The organism is Rhizobium sp. AG855 (assembly GCF_003610655.1).
GTDB classification, from domain to species: domain Bacteria; phylum Pseudomonadota; class Alphaproteobacteria; order Rhizobiales; family Rhizobiaceae; genus Allorhizobium; species Allorhizobium wuzhouense.
In genome coordinates, this window is the sequence record NZ_RAQG01000004.1 from 93,118 (window position 1) to 111,570 (window position 18,453).

Consider the following 18,453-nt stretch of genomic DNA (forward strand, 5'->3'; position numbering starts at 1 on the left):
ACGGCTCTCAGACCCGACGCCTGCGCAACAAAACAGCCTGCGCAGGCGGTGGCTCCAGGTGTTTACTGCAGCGATGCCTTCTGCGGATCTGCCGGGAAGGCTGGGTCCGTCTTGTTGCCGCGCAGCAGGTCCAGTGCGTAGTTCAGCTGGATGTCATCCTTGGCTTCCGGCGGGACATAAGCGACGGAGCCTGAACCTTCCTCGGTCTCGGCATTGCCCTTGATATGACCGGGGAGAGAGGATTCGCCTTCCGTGCGCACCTTGCCCTGCAGATCTTCCGGCAGCGGCTGTTCAACCTTGATATCAGGCGTGATGCCGGTGCCCTGGATCGAGCGACCCGATGGCGTGTAGTAGAGAGCCGTTGTCAGGCGCAGCGCGCCCTTGTCGCCCATCGGGATGATGGTCTGAACGGAGCCCTTGCCGAAGGAACGTGTACCAAGCACGGTTGCACGCTTCAGATCCTGGAGGGCGCCAGCGACAATCTCGGATGCCGATGCGGAGCCGCCGTTGACGAGCACGATAACCGGTTTGCCATCTGTGAGATCGCCTGCGGTCGCGTTGAAGCGACGAGTGTCCTGCGGATCACGTGAGCGGGTGGAGACCACCTCGCCACGCTCCAGGAAGGCATCCGAGACGTAGATTGCCTGATCAAGCAGACCGCCCGGATTGAGGCGAAGATCGAGTACATAGCCCTTCAGCTTGTCGGCCGGGACTTCCTTCTTGATCTTCTCGATCGCTGCTTCCAGGTCGTCGTAGGTCTTTTCGGTGAAGGATATGACGCGGAGATAACCAACATCGCCCTCGACGCGCGACTTCACGGCGCGAATCGGGATGATTTCGCGATTCACGGTGATATCGATCGGCTTGTCGGCACCCTTCCGCAGAATCGTCAGTTTGATCGGTGTATTGACCGCGCCGCGCATTTTCTCGACCGCTTCCTCAAGCTTCAGGCCACGAACGGATTCACCGTTGATCTCGGAGATGAAGTCGCCGGCCAGGATGCCGGCCTTGGCGCCAGGCGTGTCGTCGATCGGGGTTATGACCTTGACCAGCTCTTCTTCCATCGTGACTTCGATGCCGATGCCGCCGAATTCGCCGCGGGTCTGGGTCTGCATGTCGGCCGCATCCTTGGCGTTCATGTAGACGGAGTGCGGATCGAGCGAGGTGAGCATGCCGTTGATGGCGCTCTCGACCAGCTTGTTCTCATCCGGCGGCGTGACGTATTGGGCGCGGATGCGCTCGAAAACGTCGCCGAAAATCGACAGTTCCTTGTAGGTGGAATTGCCAGCAGCCTGTGCCGGAATCCCTGCGGAGTAGATGAGGCTCATCGCGGTTGCGCCCATCAGAGCGCCAACGAGGAGAAGAGAGACCCTACGAATCATTCTGTGCCTTTCCAGAATCGCCTCCGACCCACCAGGGGCGGGAATCAACCGGTTTACCGTCTTTTCGAAGTTCAATGTAAAGTGTCGGGCGATCTGTTTCCAGCGCCAATCCAGTGGCGCTTGCCACTCTTTTCTCTCCCATGGTCGCCAGCGGCTCCCCTGACAGTACAAACTTGCCTTGGCTCGTGCTGATCCGGTCCATGCCTGACAGCACCATATGATAGCCGTCGCCCGTGTTCAGAATGATCATCTGGCCGTAGCTTCGGAAATTTCCTGCAAAAACAACCCATGCATCCGCCGGCGCGGTCACAAGCGATCCCGGCTGCGATGCGATAACCACACCTTGAGCCTGGTGGCCGGTTCCGTCCGGATCGCCGAACTGCCGCAGTGTTTCTCCGGCAACCGGTAGTTCCAGTTTCTGCTTCAATTCGGAGAAAGGATATGCGGGCGCAATGCGGTTTTTATCGGGCAATTCGGAGCGTGCGATCTCGCGTGTCCGGGCCTTATGCTCCTCGCTCATCTGGTCGCGTTTTGCCTCTTCGGCCTTGGCAAGTTCAGCTGCCTGTCGCACGGAGGTGATCTCGTTTTCAAGCGAGCGGATGAGGGCTTCCATGGTCGAAGCCCGTTCTGCAAGCGCCTCTGATTGCTTGCGTTCCGCTTGGAGCTGCAGCGAATTGGTGCGCGCCAGCCGATCGTTTTCCGCAATCAACAGATCCATGCGTCGCTCTTCTTCCTGACGGCTGGCCATGGCGGTTACAAGACCGTCCATTTCCTGTTTCCCGCTGTCTCGAAGGACAATCAACTCTTTGAGATCGTCGGCAAGCTTTTCCGTTTCGTGCCGGATGCCAGGAACCACCGCGCCCAGCAGGATGGCTGTACGGACCGAGCCGAGTGCGTCTTCGGGGCTGACGAGCAAAGCCGGAGGTGGATTGCGGCCCATGCGTTGAAGCGCGGCCAGGACTTCGGCCAGAACAGAGCGGCGTTCGCGGAAGGACTTTCGGATCGCATCCTCTCTGACACCGATCGAGGCGAGCCTTTTTTCTCCTTCACTGATCTGTTTTTCGATATCCTTGCGACGCTTTGCCGAGTCGATCAAAGCCGTCTTCAGGCTATCGGTGGTCTTGCTCAGCGCTTCGATGCTCTTCTCAAGCTCGGCAGCCTTCTCGCCAGACACCTGCATCGTGCGGGCGATTTCCTGCAGCTCACCGCTGACCTGGTCTCGTTTGGCCCTGAGTTCGAGCGTCGCATCGGTGGTCGCCGCCTCGGACGGGGTCTGGATGGCGGTGTCCACACTGGGCGGCACCGAGCCTGTCGATGTTTCCGGTTCGGCCGCCGTGCGCGCTTCCTGGGCCTCGATAGAGATCGGGAGCGTGGTCAGTCCACACGCCAGGAAAAGAGCGCGCAAAGTTGCGAGGCGCGATACGCGCCAAGGCAGTTTCCTGGTGTTTTTGGTGGCAAAGGCGTGCAAGGACGTTTCCCGGTTCGGCCGGAAAATACGCTGATTTGCTTTGAAGGCAAAGTGGCTTGCGCGCACAAGCTCAGACGCGGTGATAAGGGTGCCCGGTCAGAATGGTGACGGCGCGATAGAGCTGTTCGGCAATCAGGATCCGCACCAACTGGTGCGGCCAGGTCAGGCGCCCGAGATTGAGAACCAGGCGTGCCTTGTCGCGCAAATCCGGGTCGATGCCATCGGCGCCACCAATGACGAAAGCCATGTCTTTCTGGCCATTGTCAGCAGCGTCGCCGATAAATTTGGCGAATTCGGCACTGTCGAAGGCCTTGCCGCGCTCATCAAGAACCACGAGAAGCGCGCCATCAGGGATCTGGCGGGAAAGCTCCATGGCTTCCTCGCGCTTTCTGGTGTCGGCATTGCCGGCGCGGCTTTCGTTCAACTCGACCGAGCGTGTAAACTCCAGCCCGCATTGCGGACCCGCTTTGGCGAAGCGGTCCAGATATCGGGACGCGAGTTCCTTCTCCGGTCCAGCTTTCAGCCGGCCAACGGCGTAGATGCCAATTTTCATGCGGCAGCCTCAAGTTTTTCGGTCACAAAACCAGCTGTATCGGCAGGATCAACGCCTGCCGTGTCAATCCGGCATCGAGACCGTCCTTCAGGACGGCTGGCCGTTCTTCAGTGCAGGCGGTCCTCGATGTCCGGAGCCGACCACATCTTTTCGATGTTGTAGAACTCGCGGATTTCCGGACGGAACACATGCACGATGATGTCTCCGGTGTCGATCAAAACCCAATCGCCGGTCTCAAGGCCTTCGACACGGGCGGAGCCCAGTCCTTCGTCCTTCAAGTCGGAAATGAGGTGTTCGCTGATCGCCGAGACATGCCTGTTCGAGCGTCCGGATACGACCACCATGTAGTCGCCCAGCGCCGATTTCCCGGCAATGTCGATGGAGACAATGTCTTCTGCCTTCGAGTCCTCAAGACTTGCGAGGACCAGCTCAAGCGCACGGGCTGCGGCATCGGCGCCACGTTCCGGGCGTTTCGGGACGGCGACGGGCGCACGTCCGCGGGTGTGTACTGTTGTCAGAGTTCATCCTTTCTTTGGCAAAACAGAACAGCACGTCTGCGATTCCCGTCAGGGACCGCAATCAGAAGGTGGCACTGATCTGCCGTTGTTTCAAGAGATTCGGTGGTTTTGCCTGCTGCTGATGCAGTTCTGCCTCAGCTGTTATCTGTGGCGGCCCTGAGTGCCGTCGAGCTGAGGGTTGAACGTGGGCCGTGAATGAAGGTCCAGGCTGGTGCTTTCTTGCGCCAAAGAACACCAGCATCCTCCTCGTCGACACGGGCATAGTCGAAAGTTCTTGCCATCTTCGATGAGAGATAGGCCAGCGTCGAGCCTGGACGGTCTATGACAGCAATCGGGAAGGTGGTTGCAATCTTTTGCCACCGCTGCCACCGATCGAAACTGGCGAGATTGTCGGCCCCCATGATCCAGATGAAATGCACATCGGGGTTGCGCGCGCGGACGAATTCCAGGGTTTTTGCCGTATAGCTCGTGCCCAGCGCCTGCTCGAAGGCGGTCACCTTGATGCGAGGATCTTCCGCCAAAACTTCACAACTGGCGAGCCGTTCGGTGAGGGGGGCGAGTTGGCTGTGGCTTTTCAACGGATTGCCCGGTGTTACCATCCACCAGAGCTGGTCGAGTCCCAGTCGTCGCAAGGCGATCTCGGCCACGAGCAAGTGACCCTGGTGCGGCGGGTTGAAGGAGCCGCCGAAGAGACCGACAACCATCCCTCGCTCGACATGCGGCATGACCCGATAGCGATGGCTAATGGCCGCCCCCTCCACGTCAGGGACGAACCTGGCCGGTGCCGCGAACACGGTATTTGAAGGATGTGAGCTGCTCGACGCCAACAGGTCCCCGCGCATGCATCTTGCCGGTGGCGATTCCGATCTCGGCGCCCATGCCGAACTCGCCCCCATCGGCAAACTGCGTCGAGGCATTGTGCAGCAGGATGGCGGAATCGATTTCGTTGAAGAAACGTTCGACCACAGCGGGATCCTCGGCAATGACGGCTTCTGTATGGTTGGATGAATAGCGCGCTATGTGATCGATCGCTCCACCGATGCCGTCGACGATGGCGACGGAAATGATGGCGTCGAGATATTCGGTGCGCCAGTCGTCTTCGACAGCAGGCTTCAGGCCTGGCACTACCCTCAGCACGGTTGCAGATGCCCGGACTTCGCATCCCACCTCAGTCAACGCCTCGATCAGTGGCTGCAAATGCGTGCCGATTGCGGCGCTGTCGACGAGCAGTGTTTCCGCCGAGCCGCAGATGCCGGTGCGACGCATCTTGGCATTGACGACGATCTTCCTGGCCATCTCAAGGTCGGCTGAACTGTCTACATAGACGTGGCACAATCCTTCAAGGTGCGCGAAGACCGGCACCCGCGCTTCCTCTTGGACGCGTGCGACAAGGCTCTTGCCGCCGCGAGGCACGATCACATCGATTGATCCCTCCAGACCGGATAGCAGCGCGCCGACGGCCGCGCGATCCGTTGTCGGTACGAGCTGGATTGCATCGGCGGGCAGGCCCGCAGCCTGAAGGCCCTTCACCAGGCATGCATGTATGGCGCGCGAAGAGTTGGCAGAGTCAGATCCACCGCGCAGCACAACCGCATTGCCTGCTTTCAGGCACAAGGCGCCAGCATCGGCGGTCACATTCGGGCGGCTTTCATAAATCACCCCGATCACGCCGAGTGGGGTCCGAACGCGCTCGATATGAAGGCCGTTCGGGCGGTCCCATTCCGCGATGATGGTGCCGACAGGATCCGGAAGCTGTGCGATCTCGCGCATAGACTGTGCGATTGCCGCGACCCGAGCGGAGTTCAGCGTCAGCCGATCGATGAAGGAAGCGGCAAGACCGGTCTCTGCAGCATTCTTCAGGTCGGCTGCATTTGCGGCAATGATATCCGGTTCGGCAACAAGGAGTGCGTCGGCCATGGCGAGCAGGGCCTTGTTCTTCACTGCGGTCGATGCCGTTGCAAGCGGTCTTGCAGCCGCACGTGCGCGGCGACCGATATCCAGCATCAAGGCACCGACTGAATTCTGCTGTGAGACTGTGTCAAGCATGGGCCGCATCCTTTCGCTCCCCGGCAGCGGCTTCGCGCTGGCCGACGTCGGTCATGACGAGATCATCGCGGTGAATCATGGCGGCACGGCCGGCATATCCAAGGATTTTCTCGATTTCGTTAGACTTCCGGCCGCAAATGCGCCGCGCTTCTTCTGCGTCATAGCCGGCAAGGCCACGGGCTATCTCGCGCCCTTCCAAGCCGATGATCGACACCGTATCCCCCCGATGGAAATTCCCCGCGACGGCTTTGACACCTGCCGGCAAGAGGCTCTTGCCGGATTTCAGCGCGCCTTCTGCTCCTGAGTCCACCGTGATCATTCCTGCAGGCTGCAACTGCCCTGCAATCCAGGTCTTGCGCGCAGTCACCGGCGTGCGTGATGCAGCGAACCAGGAGTGACGGGCGCCATTCTCTATGCCCGCCAGCGGGTTCATCGTCTTGCCGGAGGCGATGATCATGGCGCAGCCGGCACTGGTCGCAATCTTGCCGGCATCGATCTTCGTTCGCATGCCGCCGCGCGACAGTTCCGAAGCCGCACCGCCTGCCATGGCTTCGATGGTGGGCGTGATTTCTTCAACGGTCTCGAGAAACCTGGCATCCGGATCGAGATGCGGCGGTGCCGTGTAGAGGCCATCGATATCAGACAGCAGAACGAGAAGGTCAGCGCCAGCCATGGTGGCGACACGCGCCGCGAGCCGGTCATTGTCGCCGTAGCGGATTTCCGTCGTGGCCACGGTGTCGTTCTCGTTGATGATCGGGACCGCACCGATCTTCAACAACTGTTGAAGGGTCGCACGCGCATTGAGATAACGGCGTCGTTCTTCGGTATCGCCAAGCGTGAGCAGAATCTGACCTGCGACGATCTGATGGCGCGAAAGGCTTTCCGCCCAGTGGCGGGCGAGCGCGATCTGGCCGACCGCGGCGCATGCCTGGCTTTCCTCGAGTTTGAGCGCGCCCGACGGCATCGAGAGCACGGAACGGCCAAGTGCGATTGCGCCGGAGGACACGACGAGCACGTCGGTGCCGCGCGCCTTCAAGGCAGAGATATCGTCACAGATGGCGTCGAGCCAGGTCTTGCGGATGCCCGTTGCCCGATCCACGAGCAGGGCAGACCCAATCTTGATGACGACGCGCTTGGCGCGGGACAGCGAGCGGATCCGGGTAGACATCAGTCTTCGCTTTCTCCGTCGAGGTCCCCTTCGAGATTGCCCTCACTGTCACGGTTCTTCCGATTCTTGTCTCGCTTGGCGGGAAGAGGTGCATTGCCCTGGGCAGCGACGATGATGTCGCGCAAGGCGCGCAGCGCGTCCGTCATGCCCTTGCCGGTGATCGCCGACAGCAACAGTGGCGTCTGGCCGCAGGCCTTCTTCAGTTCGGCCGCCTTCTTTTTCAGCTCCGCGTCATCAAGCACGTCGATCTGTGACAGGGCGACAATCTCCGGCTTGTCTTCAAGCCCGCCACCATAGGCATCGAGTTCGTGGCGAACCGTCTTATAGGCGAGGCCAACCTTCTCTTCTTGTGCGGAGACGAGGTGCAGCAAGACGCGGGTGCGCTCGACATGGCCGAGGAAGCGGTCGCCGATACCCACTCCTTCATGAGCGCCTTCGATCAGGCCCGGGATATCGGCCAGAATGAACTCACGTTCGTCAACTGTCGCCACGCCCAGATTGGGATGGAGCGTGGTGAAAGGATAGTTTGCAATCTTCGGCCGCGCACGGGTAACGGCAGCGAGGAAGGTCGACTTGCCGGCATTCGGAAGGCCGACTAGACCGGCATCTGCGATCAGCTTCAGCCTGAGCCAGACAGTCTTCTCTTCACCTTCAAGGCCTGGGTTCGCCCAGTCTGGCGCCTGATTTGTCGCTGTCTTGAAATGGGCGTTGCCGAAACCGCCATTACCACCCTTGGCGATGCGGAAACGCTGGCCCTCGACCGTCAGGTCGACAATGAGGGTTTCTGCGTCTTCCTCGAAAATCTGTGTGCCGACCGGGACTTTCAGGGTCACGTCGTCGCCATTGGCGCCAGTGCGGTTGCGGCCCATGCCGTGGGTGCCGGTCTTGGCCTTGAAATGTTGCTGGAAGCGAAAGTCGATCAGCGTGTTCAGTCCGTTGACCGTTTCAACCCAGACATCACCGCCACGACCGCCATCGCCACCATCCGGTCCGCCGAATTCGATGAACTTTTCGCGCCGAAACGACACAGCACCGGCGCCACCGTCGCCCGAGCGAATGTATACCTTAGCCTCGTCGAGAAATTTCATCTTGTTGCCGTCAATTCTTCTGTCAGGGTCTGTATGGAGAGTTGCGGCCATCGATATAGCCGCTTTGAGCGGAGGTCAAAGAGTATCGTGAAGTTCGTGAGCTACAACATCCAGTACGGCTTCGGTCAGGACGGGCGTTTCGACCCCGATCGCATTGCCGACAGCATCCGCGACGCGGACGTGATTGCGCTGCAGGAAGTCACCCGCGGTTATAGCAGGAACGATTACGTGGATCTCGTCGAGACCTTTTCTGCGCTCTTTCCGACCCATTTTGTCGCCTTCGGTCCGGCCTGTGACGTACTCGTTGACTATGCCATTGTGGATGGACGCCTGCGCGAGCGGCGCTTCGAGTTTGGTAACATGGTGTTGTCGCGTTATCCGATCCGCGCCAGTCGCAATCTGCTTTTGCCGCGCAACCGGACCTTCAACAAGTTGAACCTGCAGCGAGGTGCGCTGGAGACCGTGATCGACACCCCCGGCGGTGCTTTGCGCGTCTACTCCGTTCATCTCGATCATGTCTCGCCTGACGAGCGGTTGGCACAGATTGCCTTCCTGAAGGATCGTGCCTGCAGATATCTCGACGAGGGCGGAGTCTTGACGGGCGCGGTTGAATTCGCCGTTGCCGATCCGCCGCTGCCGCAAGATTTCCTGATCATGGGGGATTTCAACATGGAGCCCGAAGGGGCGGAGTACCTCGCCATGGCCGGCCGCAACGACGCCTATTATGGGCGAGCGCCTCGTGCAGGCTTCCCTACGGATGCGCAGGGGCACCTGAAATCCCGTCCGGCGGACGGATATACTTGGATCAGCGAAGATGGCGCGCGGCGCATGCATCTCGATTACTGCTTTGTCAGTGGTGGCCTTGCCAGTCGTCTGAAGGCCTGTCGGGTGGATACCTCCGCGCGTGGGTCAGACCATTTTCCTGTCTGGGTCGAACTTGCACAGATATGAAGTCCGGGCGCTGGGCGCCCGGAACATTGTCGGCTATGGACGTCTCTCACGTCCGGCGAAGTCGGCCTGTGACAGCCGAAATTCGACCAGCGGTCCCATTGTATTGCGGGCTTTCGAGAATATGTCCCTCACTCCGATGGTCTGGAAGCCGCAGGCCCCCAGCAATCGGAGTGATGCGGCATTGTCGGCAAAGGCGCCGCCGAAGACCTCGGCTCCCGGCATCCGCCGGAAAAATCGGTCGAGTGCTGCCTCGACCGCCTCGGACATGATGCCCTGGCCCCAATAGAAGCGGTTCAACCAGTAGCCAATGTGCCAGAGGCCATGGCGGAGCTCAAGCGAGACCACACCGATATGCACGCCATCGAGCGTGAGCGCGAAATGCCAGTCAGGCGCCAGGTCCGATGTCACCATATTCAACCAGTCGCGACCGTCCTCGCGGTCGTAGGGGACCGGCACACGGGTCAGCATGCGGGCAATGGCGAAGTCACTCAGCGAGTTCGCAATCGCATCCGCATCCTGCATCCGGTGAGGCCGAAGCACGAGGCGGGCTGTTTCGATGACCGGGCAGGGGCCAGGCATCGACGGAGCGACCGTCGGTCTTTCTGCCAGCATAGCGCTCATCGCATCTCCCCCCAGCTCTTCAGGGACAGCCAGGTCTTGCGGTCAAGCCTGTACCATTCGACGGGGACCGAGCCGCCCATGGCCAGATTGCCGACCATGCCGGTTCCCTGGAACTGGAAGCCGCACTTATGGATGACGCGGCGCGAGGCGATGTTGGTCACCCGGCAGCGCGCATCGATACGGCTCACCCATTCACGGGAGCGAAACGCCATATCGATGAGCGCATGGGCCGCTTCCGTCGCATAACCCTTGTTCCAGTAGGGCTCGCCCAACCAATAGCCGAGTTCCAATATGGTGTCGTCGACGGGATTGGGTTCCAGCGCGCAGCAACCGAGGAATTCGCCGTTGTCCGCTTTCGTAATGGCATAGACGCACTTGCCGATCTCGCCGATATTCGTGCGTCGCACGAAGTCGGCCGCGTCTTTCGCCGTGTAAGGATGCGGCATGCGGGCCACCATGGTGGCGATTGCGGCGTTGTTGGCGAGATGGGCAAGGGCGTCTATGTCTTCGATGTGGGGTGCGCGCAGGACGAGCCTTTGCGACAATAAGACAGGGCAATCGCTCCTCGGCCGATCGGGCCTTGGCCGTTCTTCGGGCGACCGTGATTGGTCATCCCTCAACATCAGACTTTGCATGGTTCAGTCTCCTTCGTTGGACAAGAAAAAAGGGGAGATGGCGTCCCATCTCCCCTTTTTCTGAACTGAACCTGGTGCGGTCAGCCGGGTCGATGAGACGCCGGCTGTTTTAGAGCGCTACCGGCTTATTCCGCTGCTTCGGCTTTCGGCATTACAGACACGAAGACTCGACCGTTCGACTTCGTACGGTAGTCCACATTGCCGGCCGTGAGTGCAAAGAGGGTATGGTCCTTGCCCATGCCGACATTCGCGCCCGGATGCCACTGGGTGCCGCGCTGACGCACGATAATGTTGCCCGGAATGACGACTTCGCCACCGAACTTCTTCACGCCGAGGCGCTTGGAATTGGAATCGCGACCGTTGCGCGAGGAACCGCCAGCTTTTTTGTGTGCCATGGGAGTTCTCCTTTAAACCTTGTAGTTAGACGCGCTTCAGGCAGCGACGATGTCAGTGATACGCACCACGGTGTGGTGCTGACGATGGCCGCGCGAACGCTTCGAGTTCTGGCGACGGCGCTTCTTGAAGGCGATGACCTTCTTGCCGCGCATCTGCTCGACGACTTCGGCCGTAACCTTGGCGCCAGCCACGAAGGGCGCGCCGATGGTTGCGGTTTCGCCTTCGCCGACGACGAGAATCTCGGTGAATTCGATGGTTGCGCCAGCTTCGGCTTCCAGCTTTTCGATGGTCAGCACGTCGTTGGCGTTTACGCGGTACTGCTTACCGCCGGTCTTGATGACTGCGAACATTTTTTATCCTTTCATGTTCGTTCCGGCTCTCCTCTTGCGAGGGGCCGTCTTTTTGCCAGTCGGAGGAGCGGGACTGAAAAATCCCCGCCGGTTAAGCTTCGCGGATCGCGAAGAACACAAGGCACAGTTCGCCTACGCTTTGGGTCGAGCGTCGCATACGTGAGGGCACCCAAGGTGTCAAGACAAAAGCAGGAAAAACCGTCACATTCGCTCTTGCGTGGGGGGTGAGTTGCCGCTATGAGACAGCCCGCGCCACCGTGCGCCGACCAATGTGACCGGAGAGGTGGCTGAGTGGTCGAAAGCACCGCACTCGAAATGCGGCATACTCGCAAGGGTATCGTGGGTTCGAATCCCACCCTCTCCGCCATAATGAACCTGGGTAGCCAGCGTTTCTCCGTTAAATATAGATCGCCTTGACAGTTGAATGTCTCTGCTTGTGCTAGGCAGGGCCACAACCGGGGCACTGCTCGGTCAATTCTGGTGCGCCAGCTAATCCGCTTTGTTCGCTTCTGATGTGTAAGCCAAACCCATTTCGTTTAACGTATGGGCGTGACGTGTTAAAAGAATGCGTATTTTTTAACGCATCGAGTCGCACATGTTAAAGTCATCCTACCAGTTGCCGGATCTCACAGAGATTGACGGATTGGAGACCGTCGAGGTTCTAAAGGCCCTGGCTTCTGCCAACAGATCTCTTGCTGAGCTGAAAGGGCGCGCGGCAGCAATACCCAACCAAGGCATTCTGATCGACACCCTTGCTCTTCAAGAAGCAAAAGCCAGTTCCGAAATCGAAAATATCGTCACCACCCAAGACGAGTTGTTTCAGGCCGATCTGTTTCCTGAAGGGCCTGAGTCGCCGGCTGCGAAGGAGGTCGCGCTCTATCGTGATGCGGTGAAATATGGATTTGCACAGCTGAGCCAGTTCGAGGGCTTGATTACCAATTCAACAATTATTGGCATGTTTCAGCTTCTCAAGCAGCGAGATGATGGGTTTCGGCGGACGCCAGGAACGGCTTTGAAGAACGACCGCACCGGACAAGTTGTCTATGTTCCGCCGCAGGACCAGCGGGAAATTGTTGCGGCTATGGATGCCCTGGAGCGCTTCATCAATGATGATCGCTTGTCGTCGCTCGATCCCCTCATCAAGATGGCACTCGTTCATCACCAATTTGAGAGCATACATCCATTTCCTGATGGAAATGGCCGGATCGGCCGAATTCTGAATGTGCTCTATTTGACGCGAGCCGATCTGCTCGAAATTCCGATCCTATATCTCAGTAGAGCGATCAATAATTCGAAGAGCGAATATTACCGCCTTCTGCAGCATGTGCGTGATACTGGAGAGTGGGAAGATTGGTTAGTTTACATTCTCAGAGCGGTTGATGAGACAGCGAGGACGACGCTAGATCTTGTCGAAAATATTCGTGACCAGATGTCTTCAATGAAGAGAAGGCTTCGGGAAGAGCTACCGAAACTCTATTCTCAGGACCTGTTGAACAATCTCTTCCGGCACCCATACACGCGGATCGAGTATCTTCAAAATGATCTTCGCGTCACCCGACAGACCGCAGCAAAATATCTAGACACTCTTGCGGAGCATGGCTTTCTTGAGAAGCATCAAAGTGGCAGGAATAACTACTACATCAATGAGCCATTGGTTGCTTTGTTTTTGAGCGTATCCGAATAGAGCGCGAGGTCCCAAAGCAAATAGCCGGAATAACCCTTGGCACCCCGCTGGGGGCATCCTACGCGTGACCTTCAATATCCGTTGGAGGTCACATGGCAACGATCCGGAACCTCAGAGGACGCTGGCAAGACCGGACGAACTCAATCCAGACTGATTATTTTAGCGGGCGAAAATGTTTCCAGCTTCTTCAGCCCTGATACCATGCCCCTGCCGAATATCGGGGTGCCGATCGCACCCTTCAACCAACATTCTTTTTTCGGCTTTATGTAAGTGAAGGCGACGCAGCTCTTTTCATCGATGCAAGCCAATCGGCAATCGAGAGGTGTCTTCGCCGAGCGTTCCGGCCGCCGTGAGAGATCGCCACCTGGTAGGTCGATGTCGTCGTAGAGAGCCGACTGAGGATCGATCGTTCCAAGCGTCAGGCTTGATGGGTCTTCTTCGGCCGCGCTGAGAAAGCGACCCGAGAAGGCGACGCTATTGCCATCGGCTCGTCCAGTGCTGGACTTCAGGAAGCAATTCGGCCCTCTTTTGATCTTGGGATTGGCGTTGAAGGTGAACGCCTTGCATTGGCCATCCATGACCAGGCAGCTTTTTGCGCACATTGCGGCGTCGTCAACTCGCAGCGAAGAAATGTCGTCACCGAATAGATCCAGTCCAGTGTAAATCGCGATCCGGTTGGGTCTCTTGGTGAACTCTTCAAGCGGAGAAAGCCTGGATTCAGTTTGAAGATCCGAAGTCATTGGCAACTCAGCCGTGGCGCTTGATGCAGTGGACGGCTGGGTCGCGGTGCCGGACGGTGCCGGCACGTCAACCACTGTTGCGGTTCCGCTTGGCTCATCTCCTGACCGGTTCAGATGATAGCGCTCGATTTCTTCCGAGGTGAAAACGTGCATGTCGTCTGGCGGCGTTTTGAACATCACATGCATGACGTCCATTGGAGTTCCGAACCGGTTCAGAACCTCGATTATGTCCGAAATGGCCAGCTGGGCTCCAACGAGATCCGGTGCGTCTGACGATATCTGGTGGACACCCAACTCGCCGTCGACTTTTCGCTCATTGCCTGCAAGGAAGACGAAGGAGCATGCGGAGTAACACTTGCTCCCCTGCGGGATATATGTGGCAAGCTTACGCTGATGGATATCGTCGGCAATCAGAAGGCCCATCTGCACATTGCCGCCTGGGCTGTTGAGGGTAACAAGCTTTGCATCCGGTGCCGTTTGAAGCGCGCGGCGAAAGCTGAGCGCTGAATTGACATCGATATCGCCGTTTAATGTGATGACGCTTTTGTTGGCATCGTCGACGATGAATGGCCCGAACGTCTTCTCGGCGGCCGACGCGCTGCCCGCTGAAACGAGAGACAAAAGAGCGACGGTGACGACAGCTCGAAATCTAATACGCATGAACGCAGCCCCTAACCCGACCTCATCAAACTATATTGGCTAAGCAGGAGCAAGCTACATGCGCCATCTACTTTTGATTGCAGTTAACTAAGACCTGGTCGTGCCGGGATAATCCTTGGCTCCCCACCGAGGGCGTCCTACGCGTGATCTTCAATAACCATTGGAGATCACATGGCGACGATCCGGAAGCTCAGAGGACGCTGGCAAGCCCAAGTGCGTCGTCGAGGCATGAAGCCTCGGTGCAAGTCCTTTGACACCAAGCAGGAGGCCGAGAAGTGGGCGCGCGATCTGGAAGCCCAAGTCGATCGCTTCGGCGCTGCCCCAGACACCAAGATCCTCGAAAGCACGACGCTGGGACAGCTCCTGGAGCGTTACCAGCGCGAAATCTCGCCCACCAAGCGCGGGTCAGTGCAAGAGATCCAGCGGATCGACGTTCTGCGTCGTCATGATCTCTCCTACCGGACGCTGATCGGACTGAGCCAGCAGGACATTGCGTCGTTCCGTGACGAGCGCCTGCAATCTGTAGCTCCATCTACGACCGTCCGGGAGCTAGCTATCCTGAGCCACGTCCTTGAGGTCGCTATCCGCGACTGGGGTCTGCCGATTGCAAAGAACGTGGTGAAGCTGGTTCGTCGTCCGGTGATCCGCAATGAGCGCAGCCGGAGACTGACCAGTGACGAGGAGCAAAGGCTTCTCGATGGCTGCGACGGCGGGCATACGCCATACTTCAAAACGCTGCTGATCCTCGCCATCGAGACTAATATGCTTCGTCATTTCAGTCGTGGATTGTGCAAATCCGACAGACTCGAATCCGAGCGCATCTCCCCAATCCTGGATGTCCAGCACTCAAGCGAAGCCGGCAGCAACAACCGCGCTGGCTACGGCTTCGCTCGCAAACCTCTCAGGCAATTTCAAATTGCCACATCTCATTGAAAGTCACACTAATGAACGCATCAGTAGACAACGCTAAAATTATCTATCTGTACCAGGGTGAGCTGAAGCATACAAAAGGCTTCCACCCCAAAACGATCGACGACATCCTGCGTCACATCTGGCAGTTTGAAAAACATACTGAATCTACAGATTTCAGGTCTGTGACCCGAAAAATGATCGAAGATTTCAAGGACGATTGGATCAGTCGCGCAGACAAGAGCGGGAAAGGCGGTTTGTCTGCTTCAACGATCGTTCATACATTTGGGCACCTGAAAGCATTCTTCGAATGGCTCGCTGTCCAAGATGGGTATAGGCGATCGATTACGGCGCAGCTCTACAATCACTTCAACTCGCCCATGTATCTTTCAGAGCTGGCCAGTGCGGCGGCACCAAAGTTTGTCCCCGCTCCCGAACAGATCAGGCTTATGCTCGACGGCATGCCGACCCAGCATCTTGCTCATCGAAGAGATCGGGCGATGATTGCTGCCCTTTTCCTGTTTGGGGTGCGTGACGGGGCTTTGATCTCTCTTTGCATCAAGCATGTCGATATCGACCAGAAGCGTGTTTTCCAGGATGCGCGAGAAGTGAAAACAAAATTCTCCAAAACAAGTATCGTTGATTGGTTTCCAGTAGGCGAAGATATCGAGCGTATCATCATCGACTGGATCACTGAGTTAAAGGCGATGGGTGCGTCGGAGGATGATCCCTTGATCCCAACGGCGCCATTCAAGCCTTGGATCGGCAGGCAGCGAATTGAGTTGGAGTTTCTAACTACTGCCGCGCCTGTGCGTCGGGTTGTACAAAAGGCAGCAGCTGCTGCGGGTGTTCCGCGCTTCAAGCCGCATGCCATTCGTTCAACTGTTGCGAAGCATTGCGACGAATTGGCTGGGTCCATGCGGGACTTCAAAGTGATTAGCCAAAATTTCGGTCATGAGCAGATCAGCACCACCACGAAATATTATGGCGAAGTGGATCCCGACACCAAGCAGGCGCTATTCAAGAAGATGCGAGCGAGACTGAATAGCCCCGACGCAGGCGATATCTTGGACGATATTGAGCAAGCTGGCCCAGAGACGCTCGATCTTATTCGGGCGGTCTTGAAGCACGCTTCAATTAGGCAATAGGAATATAGCCGGTGCGGCCTTGATCTCCATTTGCGGCCGCACGTTCCGCCATTCCGAAACCTTGCCGGGGCATGCCGGGCTTAGCGATGCTGCCGCTCAAAGGGCCAACTTATCCCTGGAGACCAGAGATAGCTACCAGCTATCAGAAGGATTTGTAGAACGGTGAAATGGACGCCACCCGCGATATTCGCACACCCACCCATGAGCTGACAATCGCCCGCGATGTGCTGCGAACCCGTCGGCGCATCGCCGGCCAATCCCCCGACTGGGCTTTCTCCGCCGACGGTATCCGCTCGCTGCGGAAAACCTCGGAGATCGGGGCGGGCGGCGCGGACGAGGCTACGACGAGCGGAGTCATTTGGCCGGCGATCGCGATCGACGCGGAAGGGGAGGGAGATGACGCCGACGACGCGAAAAATCTCCCTGGCGTCGACTATGCTGCTATCGATGCGCTGCTCGCGCGCTCTGACGCTGCGATCGAACGAGCCAAAAAGCCCGGCCGGGCTCCGGCCGATCCGCTGGTCTATGATCTCGACTGGGACGAGGATGCGCGGCTGGAGGAATGGCGTGCTGTGTTGCGCCAGGCCGAAAACTTGCCGGGGGTGCTGCAGGCCATCGTCGCCCTCGATGCCTGGAACGAGCTGGCCGTGCTGCAGCACGCCCCTTGGCTCGGCCGGCTATTTGTCGCCTCCATCCTGCGCCAGGCCGGCATCACGACCGGCGCGCACCTAGCCGCCATCAATCTGGGCCTCAAAACCATTCCGGTCGGTCGGCGCCGGCATCGCGATCGGGAGACCCGGTTGTTCGCCATCGCTCACGGTTTGTTGTCGGCGGCCGAAATCGGCATGAAAGAGCATGATCGGCTGACTCTGGCGAAAACGATGATGGACCGAAAACTGGAGGGAAGGAGGACGTCGTCGAAACTGCCGGAGCTGGTTGAGCTGGTGATGGCAAAGCCGCTCGTTTCGGCCGGGATGGTGGCGAAGACGCTCGACGTCACGCCGCAGGCGGCGCGACGGATCGTTTTGGAGCTCGGCCTCAGGGAGATGACGGGGAGGGGGAGGTTTCGGGCATGGGGAGTGCCGTAGATCACCATTCCGGCTACTCGGTTTCGGGATGTGGTTTTGGATAGAGGCCGCTAGCGCCCCAGACAAATCGGATCACTGCGAGATTGCGGATCGCAACAATGTCGCTACCACAAGCCGCACACCACTCAGTGAACCGGGGTTGTATCCGGAACGTCGTAGACGTTTTCAGAGAATGGCGATGTTAGGCGGTGGTCCAGAAACGCGCGGATGATGTCTACACATGACTCTTCGGTGGGGTCAATTCGACCTTGCGCATCGAAAACTAGTAATAATCCGAATTGCTGGTGTGTCTGTCTCAATCTATTCATGAATGCCGCGTTCCGGTAGTGGCCTTTCTGTCTAATAGCGCATACCCGCCGCAGATGAAGCTTATTCGTTCCCACGAAAGTGACTAGAGGGGCGATGCTGGAGAATAAGGAAGAAAAATCTTGCTCCGCCTGCAAGGCGATAAAGTCGTCTGCGTGAGCCTGCTTGTAACTCAGCACCGATTCGAAAGCCGCTTTATTCGTCATTAGCACGTCGTCCTCGAAAATAAAAAAGTCGACATGGCGAGACACTGAAAAGCTCGGTGACTCTTGTAGCGTTAGCTCATCGTCTTCAAAGAGAACTGTCAGATAATTGACTGCTTTTTTCGACTTCCATGACGCGTCCGTTTTTCGAATCGCGTAGAGGATAGAATCACCGCTAACGAGTTTGATGGCGTAAAAATCACTGTTTTGAACATCTTTCAAATTGCGCACTTTCTTTGTGGCAATCTCCGCGGCCATCTGTGCCGTCAGCAGCCCGGCGTGTGTGAGCAGGCCATCGATCCGGAGCGCGCTGTCCTCGTTATTTTGAGCCAGCAGGCCGTATTCATTGACTTCAAGAATTCGAGCCCGCTCTTGAATGACCGCTTCCTTTAGGGCGCCATCGAGTGCCTCGTCTGTTTGCACCCAGCGCCCTGTGAAAACAGGTGCCGCTCCCGGGCGAAATGATTTCTTGAAGACCCAAAGAGCGACGGTCGCTGCATTGATATCGAAATCCGTAAATGCTTGCGGTACAGCCATTT

The 18,453-nt window shown here is 58.0% G+C and carries 18 protein-coding genes, 1 tRNA gene and 1 pseudogene; 6 read left to right on the plus strand and 14 right to left on the minus strand.

The window, feature by feature from the left end; genetic code table 11:
• Positions 1-62 precede the first annotated feature (62 nt).
• The 8 genes from DFO46_RS17305 to obgE all read right to left on the minus strand — a co-directional run bounded on the left by DFO46_RS17305 (position 63) and on the right by obgE (position 8,223).
• On the minus strand, positions 63-1,382 hold the full coding sequence (locus DFO46_RS17305; protein WP_110791361.1) for a S41 family peptidase: 1,320 nt from the start codon (positions 1,380-1,382) through the stop codon (positions 63-65).
• Complete coding sequence (locus DFO46_RS17310) at positions 1,372-2,745, minus strand: murein hydrolase activator EnvC (RefSeq protein ID WP_245422653.1); 1,374 nt, start codon at positions 2,743-2,745, stop codon at positions 1,372-1,374. The genes DFO46_RS17305 and DFO46_RS17310 overlap by 11 nt, the downstream gene beginning before the upstream one ends.
• Before the next feature lie 175 nt (positions 2,746-2,920).
• Complete coding sequence (rlmH, locus tag DFO46_RS17315) at positions 2,921-3,403, minus strand: 23S rRNA (pseudouridine(1915)-N(3))-methyltransferase RlmH (RefSeq protein ID WP_120278348.1); 483 nt, start codon at positions 3,401-3,403, stop codon at positions 2,921-2,923.
• A gap of 107 nt (positions 3,404-3,510) precedes the next feature.
• Positions 3,511-3,921 (minus strand): ribosome silencing factor, encoded by a 411-nt coding sequence (gene rsfS, locus DFO46_RS17320; protein ID WP_110791359.1) that lies wholly within the window; start codon positions 3,919-3,921, stop codon positions 3,511-3,513.
• Between the two features lie 134 nt (positions 3,922-4,055).
• A complete protein-coding gene (locus tag DFO46_RS17325; protein ID WP_120278349.1) occupies positions 4,056-4,646 on the minus strand; it encodes a nicotinate-nucleotide adenylyltransferase in 591 nt (196 codons plus the stop codon).
• A gap of 37 nt (positions 4,647-4,683) precedes the next feature.
• Positions 4,684-5,967 (minus strand): glutamate-5-semialdehyde dehydrogenase, encoded by a 1,284-nt coding sequence (locus DFO46_RS17330; RefSeq protein WP_120278350.1) that lies wholly within the window; start codon positions 5,965-5,967, stop codon positions 4,684-4,686.
• A complete protein-coding gene (proB, locus tag DFO46_RS17335; protein WP_120278351.1) occupies positions 5,960-7,135 on the minus strand; it encodes a glutamate 5-kinase in 1,176 nt (391 codons plus the stop codon). Before proB ends, DFO46_RS17330 begins: the two co-directional genes overlap by 8 nt.
• The gene (gene obgE / locus DFO46_RS17340) at positions 7,135-8,223 is read right to left on the minus strand and encodes a GTPase ObgE (protein WP_120278352.1); all 1,089 of its coding nucleotides are present in this window, start codon (positions 8,221-8,223) and stop codon (positions 7,135-7,137) included. The genes proB and obgE overlap by 1 nt, the downstream gene beginning before the upstream one ends.
• 87 nt (positions 8,224-8,310) lie before the next feature.
• Here obgE and DFO46_RS17345 point away from each other — a divergent pair, with 87 nt between their 5' ends.
• Entirely contained in the window at positions 8,311-9,174 is an 864-nt protein-coding gene (locus tag DFO46_RS17345; protein ID WP_120278353.1) for an endonuclease/exonuclease/phosphatase family protein, read from the plus strand.
• A gap of 33 nt (positions 9,175-9,207) precedes the next feature.
• Here DFO46_RS17345 and DFO46_RS17350 read toward each other — a convergent pair whose 3' ends face one another.
• The 4 genes from DFO46_RS17350 to rplU form a co-directional block, all read right to left on the minus strand.
• On the minus strand, positions 9,208-9,795 hold the full coding sequence (locus tag DFO46_RS17350; protein WP_120278354.1) for a GNAT family N-acetyltransferase: 588 nt from the start codon (positions 9,793-9,795) through the stop codon (positions 9,208-9,210).
• Positions 9,792-10,430 (minus strand): GNAT family protein, encoded by a 639-nt coding sequence (locus tag DFO46_RS17355; RefSeq protein WP_120278355.1) that lies wholly within the window; start codon positions 10,428-10,430, stop codon positions 9,792-9,794. Before DFO46_RS17355 ends, DFO46_RS17350 begins: the two co-directional genes overlap by 4 nt.
• 125 nt (positions 10,431-10,555) lie before the next feature.
• Entirely contained in the window at positions 10,556-10,825 is a 270-nt protein-coding gene (rpmA, locus tag DFO46_RS17360; RefSeq protein WP_110791351.1) for a 50S ribosomal protein L27, read from the minus strand.
• Between the two features lie 36 nt (positions 10,826-10,861).
• Positions 10,862-11,176, minus strand: a complete 315-nt coding sequence (gene rplU / locus DFO46_RS17365) for a 50S ribosomal protein L21 (protein ID WP_110791350.1) — start codon at positions 11,174-11,176, stop codon at positions 10,862-10,864.
• Between the two features lie 277 nt (positions 11,177-11,453).
• On the opposite strand from rplU, the gene DFO46_RS17370 reads away from it, so the two are divergent.
• Both DFO46_RS17370 and DFO46_RS17375 read left to right on the plus strand, forming a co-directional pair.
• Positions 11,454-11,543 (plus strand) — tRNA-Ser (locus tag DFO46_RS17370).
• Positions 11,544-11,771: 228 nt separating this feature from the next.
• Complete coding sequence (locus tag DFO46_RS17375) at positions 11,772-12,860, plus strand: Fic family protein (protein ID WP_120278356.1); 1,089 nt, start codon at positions 11,772-11,774, stop codon at positions 12,858-12,860.
• 140 nt (positions 12,861-13,000) lie between these two features.
• Here DFO46_RS17375 and DFO46_RS17380 read toward each other — a convergent pair whose 3' ends face one another.
• Positions 13,001-14,260: a PAN domain-containing protein gene (locus DFO46_RS17380; protein ID WP_245422633.1), complete on the minus strand. Its 1,260-nt coding sequence runs from the start codon at positions 14,258-14,260 to the stop codon at positions 13,001-13,003.
• A gap of 171 nt (positions 14,261-14,431) precedes the next feature.
• Here DFO46_RS17380 and DFO46_RS17385 point away from each other — a divergent pair.
• The 3 genes and pseudogenes from DFO46_RS17385 to DFO46_RS17395 all read left to right on the plus strand — a co-directional run.
• Positions 14,432-15,031: pseudogene (locus DFO46_RS17385) on the plus strand (site-specific integrase); the annotation flags it as partial.
• A gap of 173 nt (positions 15,032-15,204) precedes the next feature.
• The gene (locus tag DFO46_RS17390) at positions 15,205-16,317 is read left to right on the plus strand and encodes a site-specific integrase (protein WP_120278357.1); all 1,113 of its coding nucleotides are present in this window, start codon (positions 15,205-15,207) and stop codon (positions 16,315-16,317) included.
• A 167-nt stretch (positions 16,318-16,484) separates the two neighbouring features.
• A complete protein-coding gene (locus tag DFO46_RS17395; protein WP_120278358.1) occupies positions 16,485-17,405 on the plus strand; it encodes an RHE_PE00001 family protein in 921 nt (306 codons plus the stop codon).
• Between the two features lie 125 nt (positions 17,406-17,530).
• On the opposite strand, the gene DFO46_RS17400 is transcribed toward DFO46_RS17395, so the two are convergent.
• Positions 17,531-18,451 (minus strand): Kiwa anti-phage protein KwaB-like domain-containing protein, encoded by a 921-nt coding sequence (locus DFO46_RS17400; protein WP_120278359.1) that lies wholly within the window; start codon positions 18,449-18,451, stop codon positions 17,531-17,533.
• Positions 18,452-18,453: the final 2 nt, after the last annotated feature.

Coding starts and splice junctions, on each gene's coding strand:
- DFO46_RS17305 (WP_110791361.1), bottom strand. CDS start 1,382: ATGATTCGTAGGGTCTCTCTTCTCCTCGTTGGCGCTCTGATGGGCGCA.
- rlmH (WP_120278348.1), bottom strand. CDS start 3,403: ATGAAAATTGGCATCTACGCCGTTGGCCGGCTGAAAGCTGGACCGGAG.
- DFO46_RS17325 (WP_120278349.1), bottom strand. CDS start 4,646: ATGCCGCATGTCGAGCGAGGGATGGTTGTCGGTCTCTTCGGCGGCTCC.
- DFO46_RS17330 (WP_120278350.1), bottom strand. CDS start 5,967: ATGCTTGACACAGTCTCACAGCAGAATTCAGTCGGTGCCTTGATGCTG.
- proB (WP_120278351.1), bottom strand. CDS start 7,135: ATGTCTACCCGGATCCGCTCGCTGTCCCGCGCCAAGCGCGTCGTCATC.
- obgE (WP_120278352.1), bottom strand. CDS start 8,223: ATGAAATTTCTCGACGAGGCTAAGGTATACATTCGCTCGGGCGACGGT.
- DFO46_RS17350 (WP_120278354.1), bottom strand. CDS start 9,795: ATGAGCGCTATGCTGGCAGAAAGACCGACGGTCGCTCCGTCGATGCCT.
- DFO46_RS17355 (WP_120278355.1), bottom strand. CDS start 10,430: ATGCAAAGTCTGATGTTGAGGGATGACCAATCACGGTCGCCCGAAGAA.
- rpmA (WP_110791351.1), bottom strand. CDS start 10,825: ATGGCACACAAAAAAGCTGGCGGTTCCTCGCGCAACGGTCGCGATTCC.
- rplU (WP_110791350.1), bottom strand. CDS start 11,176: ATGTTCGCAGTCATCAAGACCGGCGGTAAGCAGTACCGCGTAAACGCC.
- DFO46_RS17375 (WP_120278356.1), top strand. CDS start 11,772: ATGTTAAAGTCATCCTACCAGTTGCCGGATCTCACAGAGATTGACGGA.
- DFO46_RS17380 (WP_245422633.1), bottom strand. CDS start 14,260: ATGCGTATTAGATTTCGAGCTGTCGTCACCGTCGCTCTTTTGTCTCTC.
- DFO46_RS17390 (WP_120278357.1), top strand. CDS start 15,205: ATGAACGCATCAGTAGACAACGCTAAAATTATCTATCTGTACCAGGGT.
- DFO46_RS17395 (WP_120278358.1), top strand. CDS start 16,485: ATGGACGCCACCCGCGATATTCGCACACCCACCCATGAGCTGACAATC.
- DFO46_RS17400 (WP_120278359.1), bottom strand. CDS start 18,451: ATGGCTGTACCGCAAGCATTTACGGATTTCGATATCAATGCAGCGACC.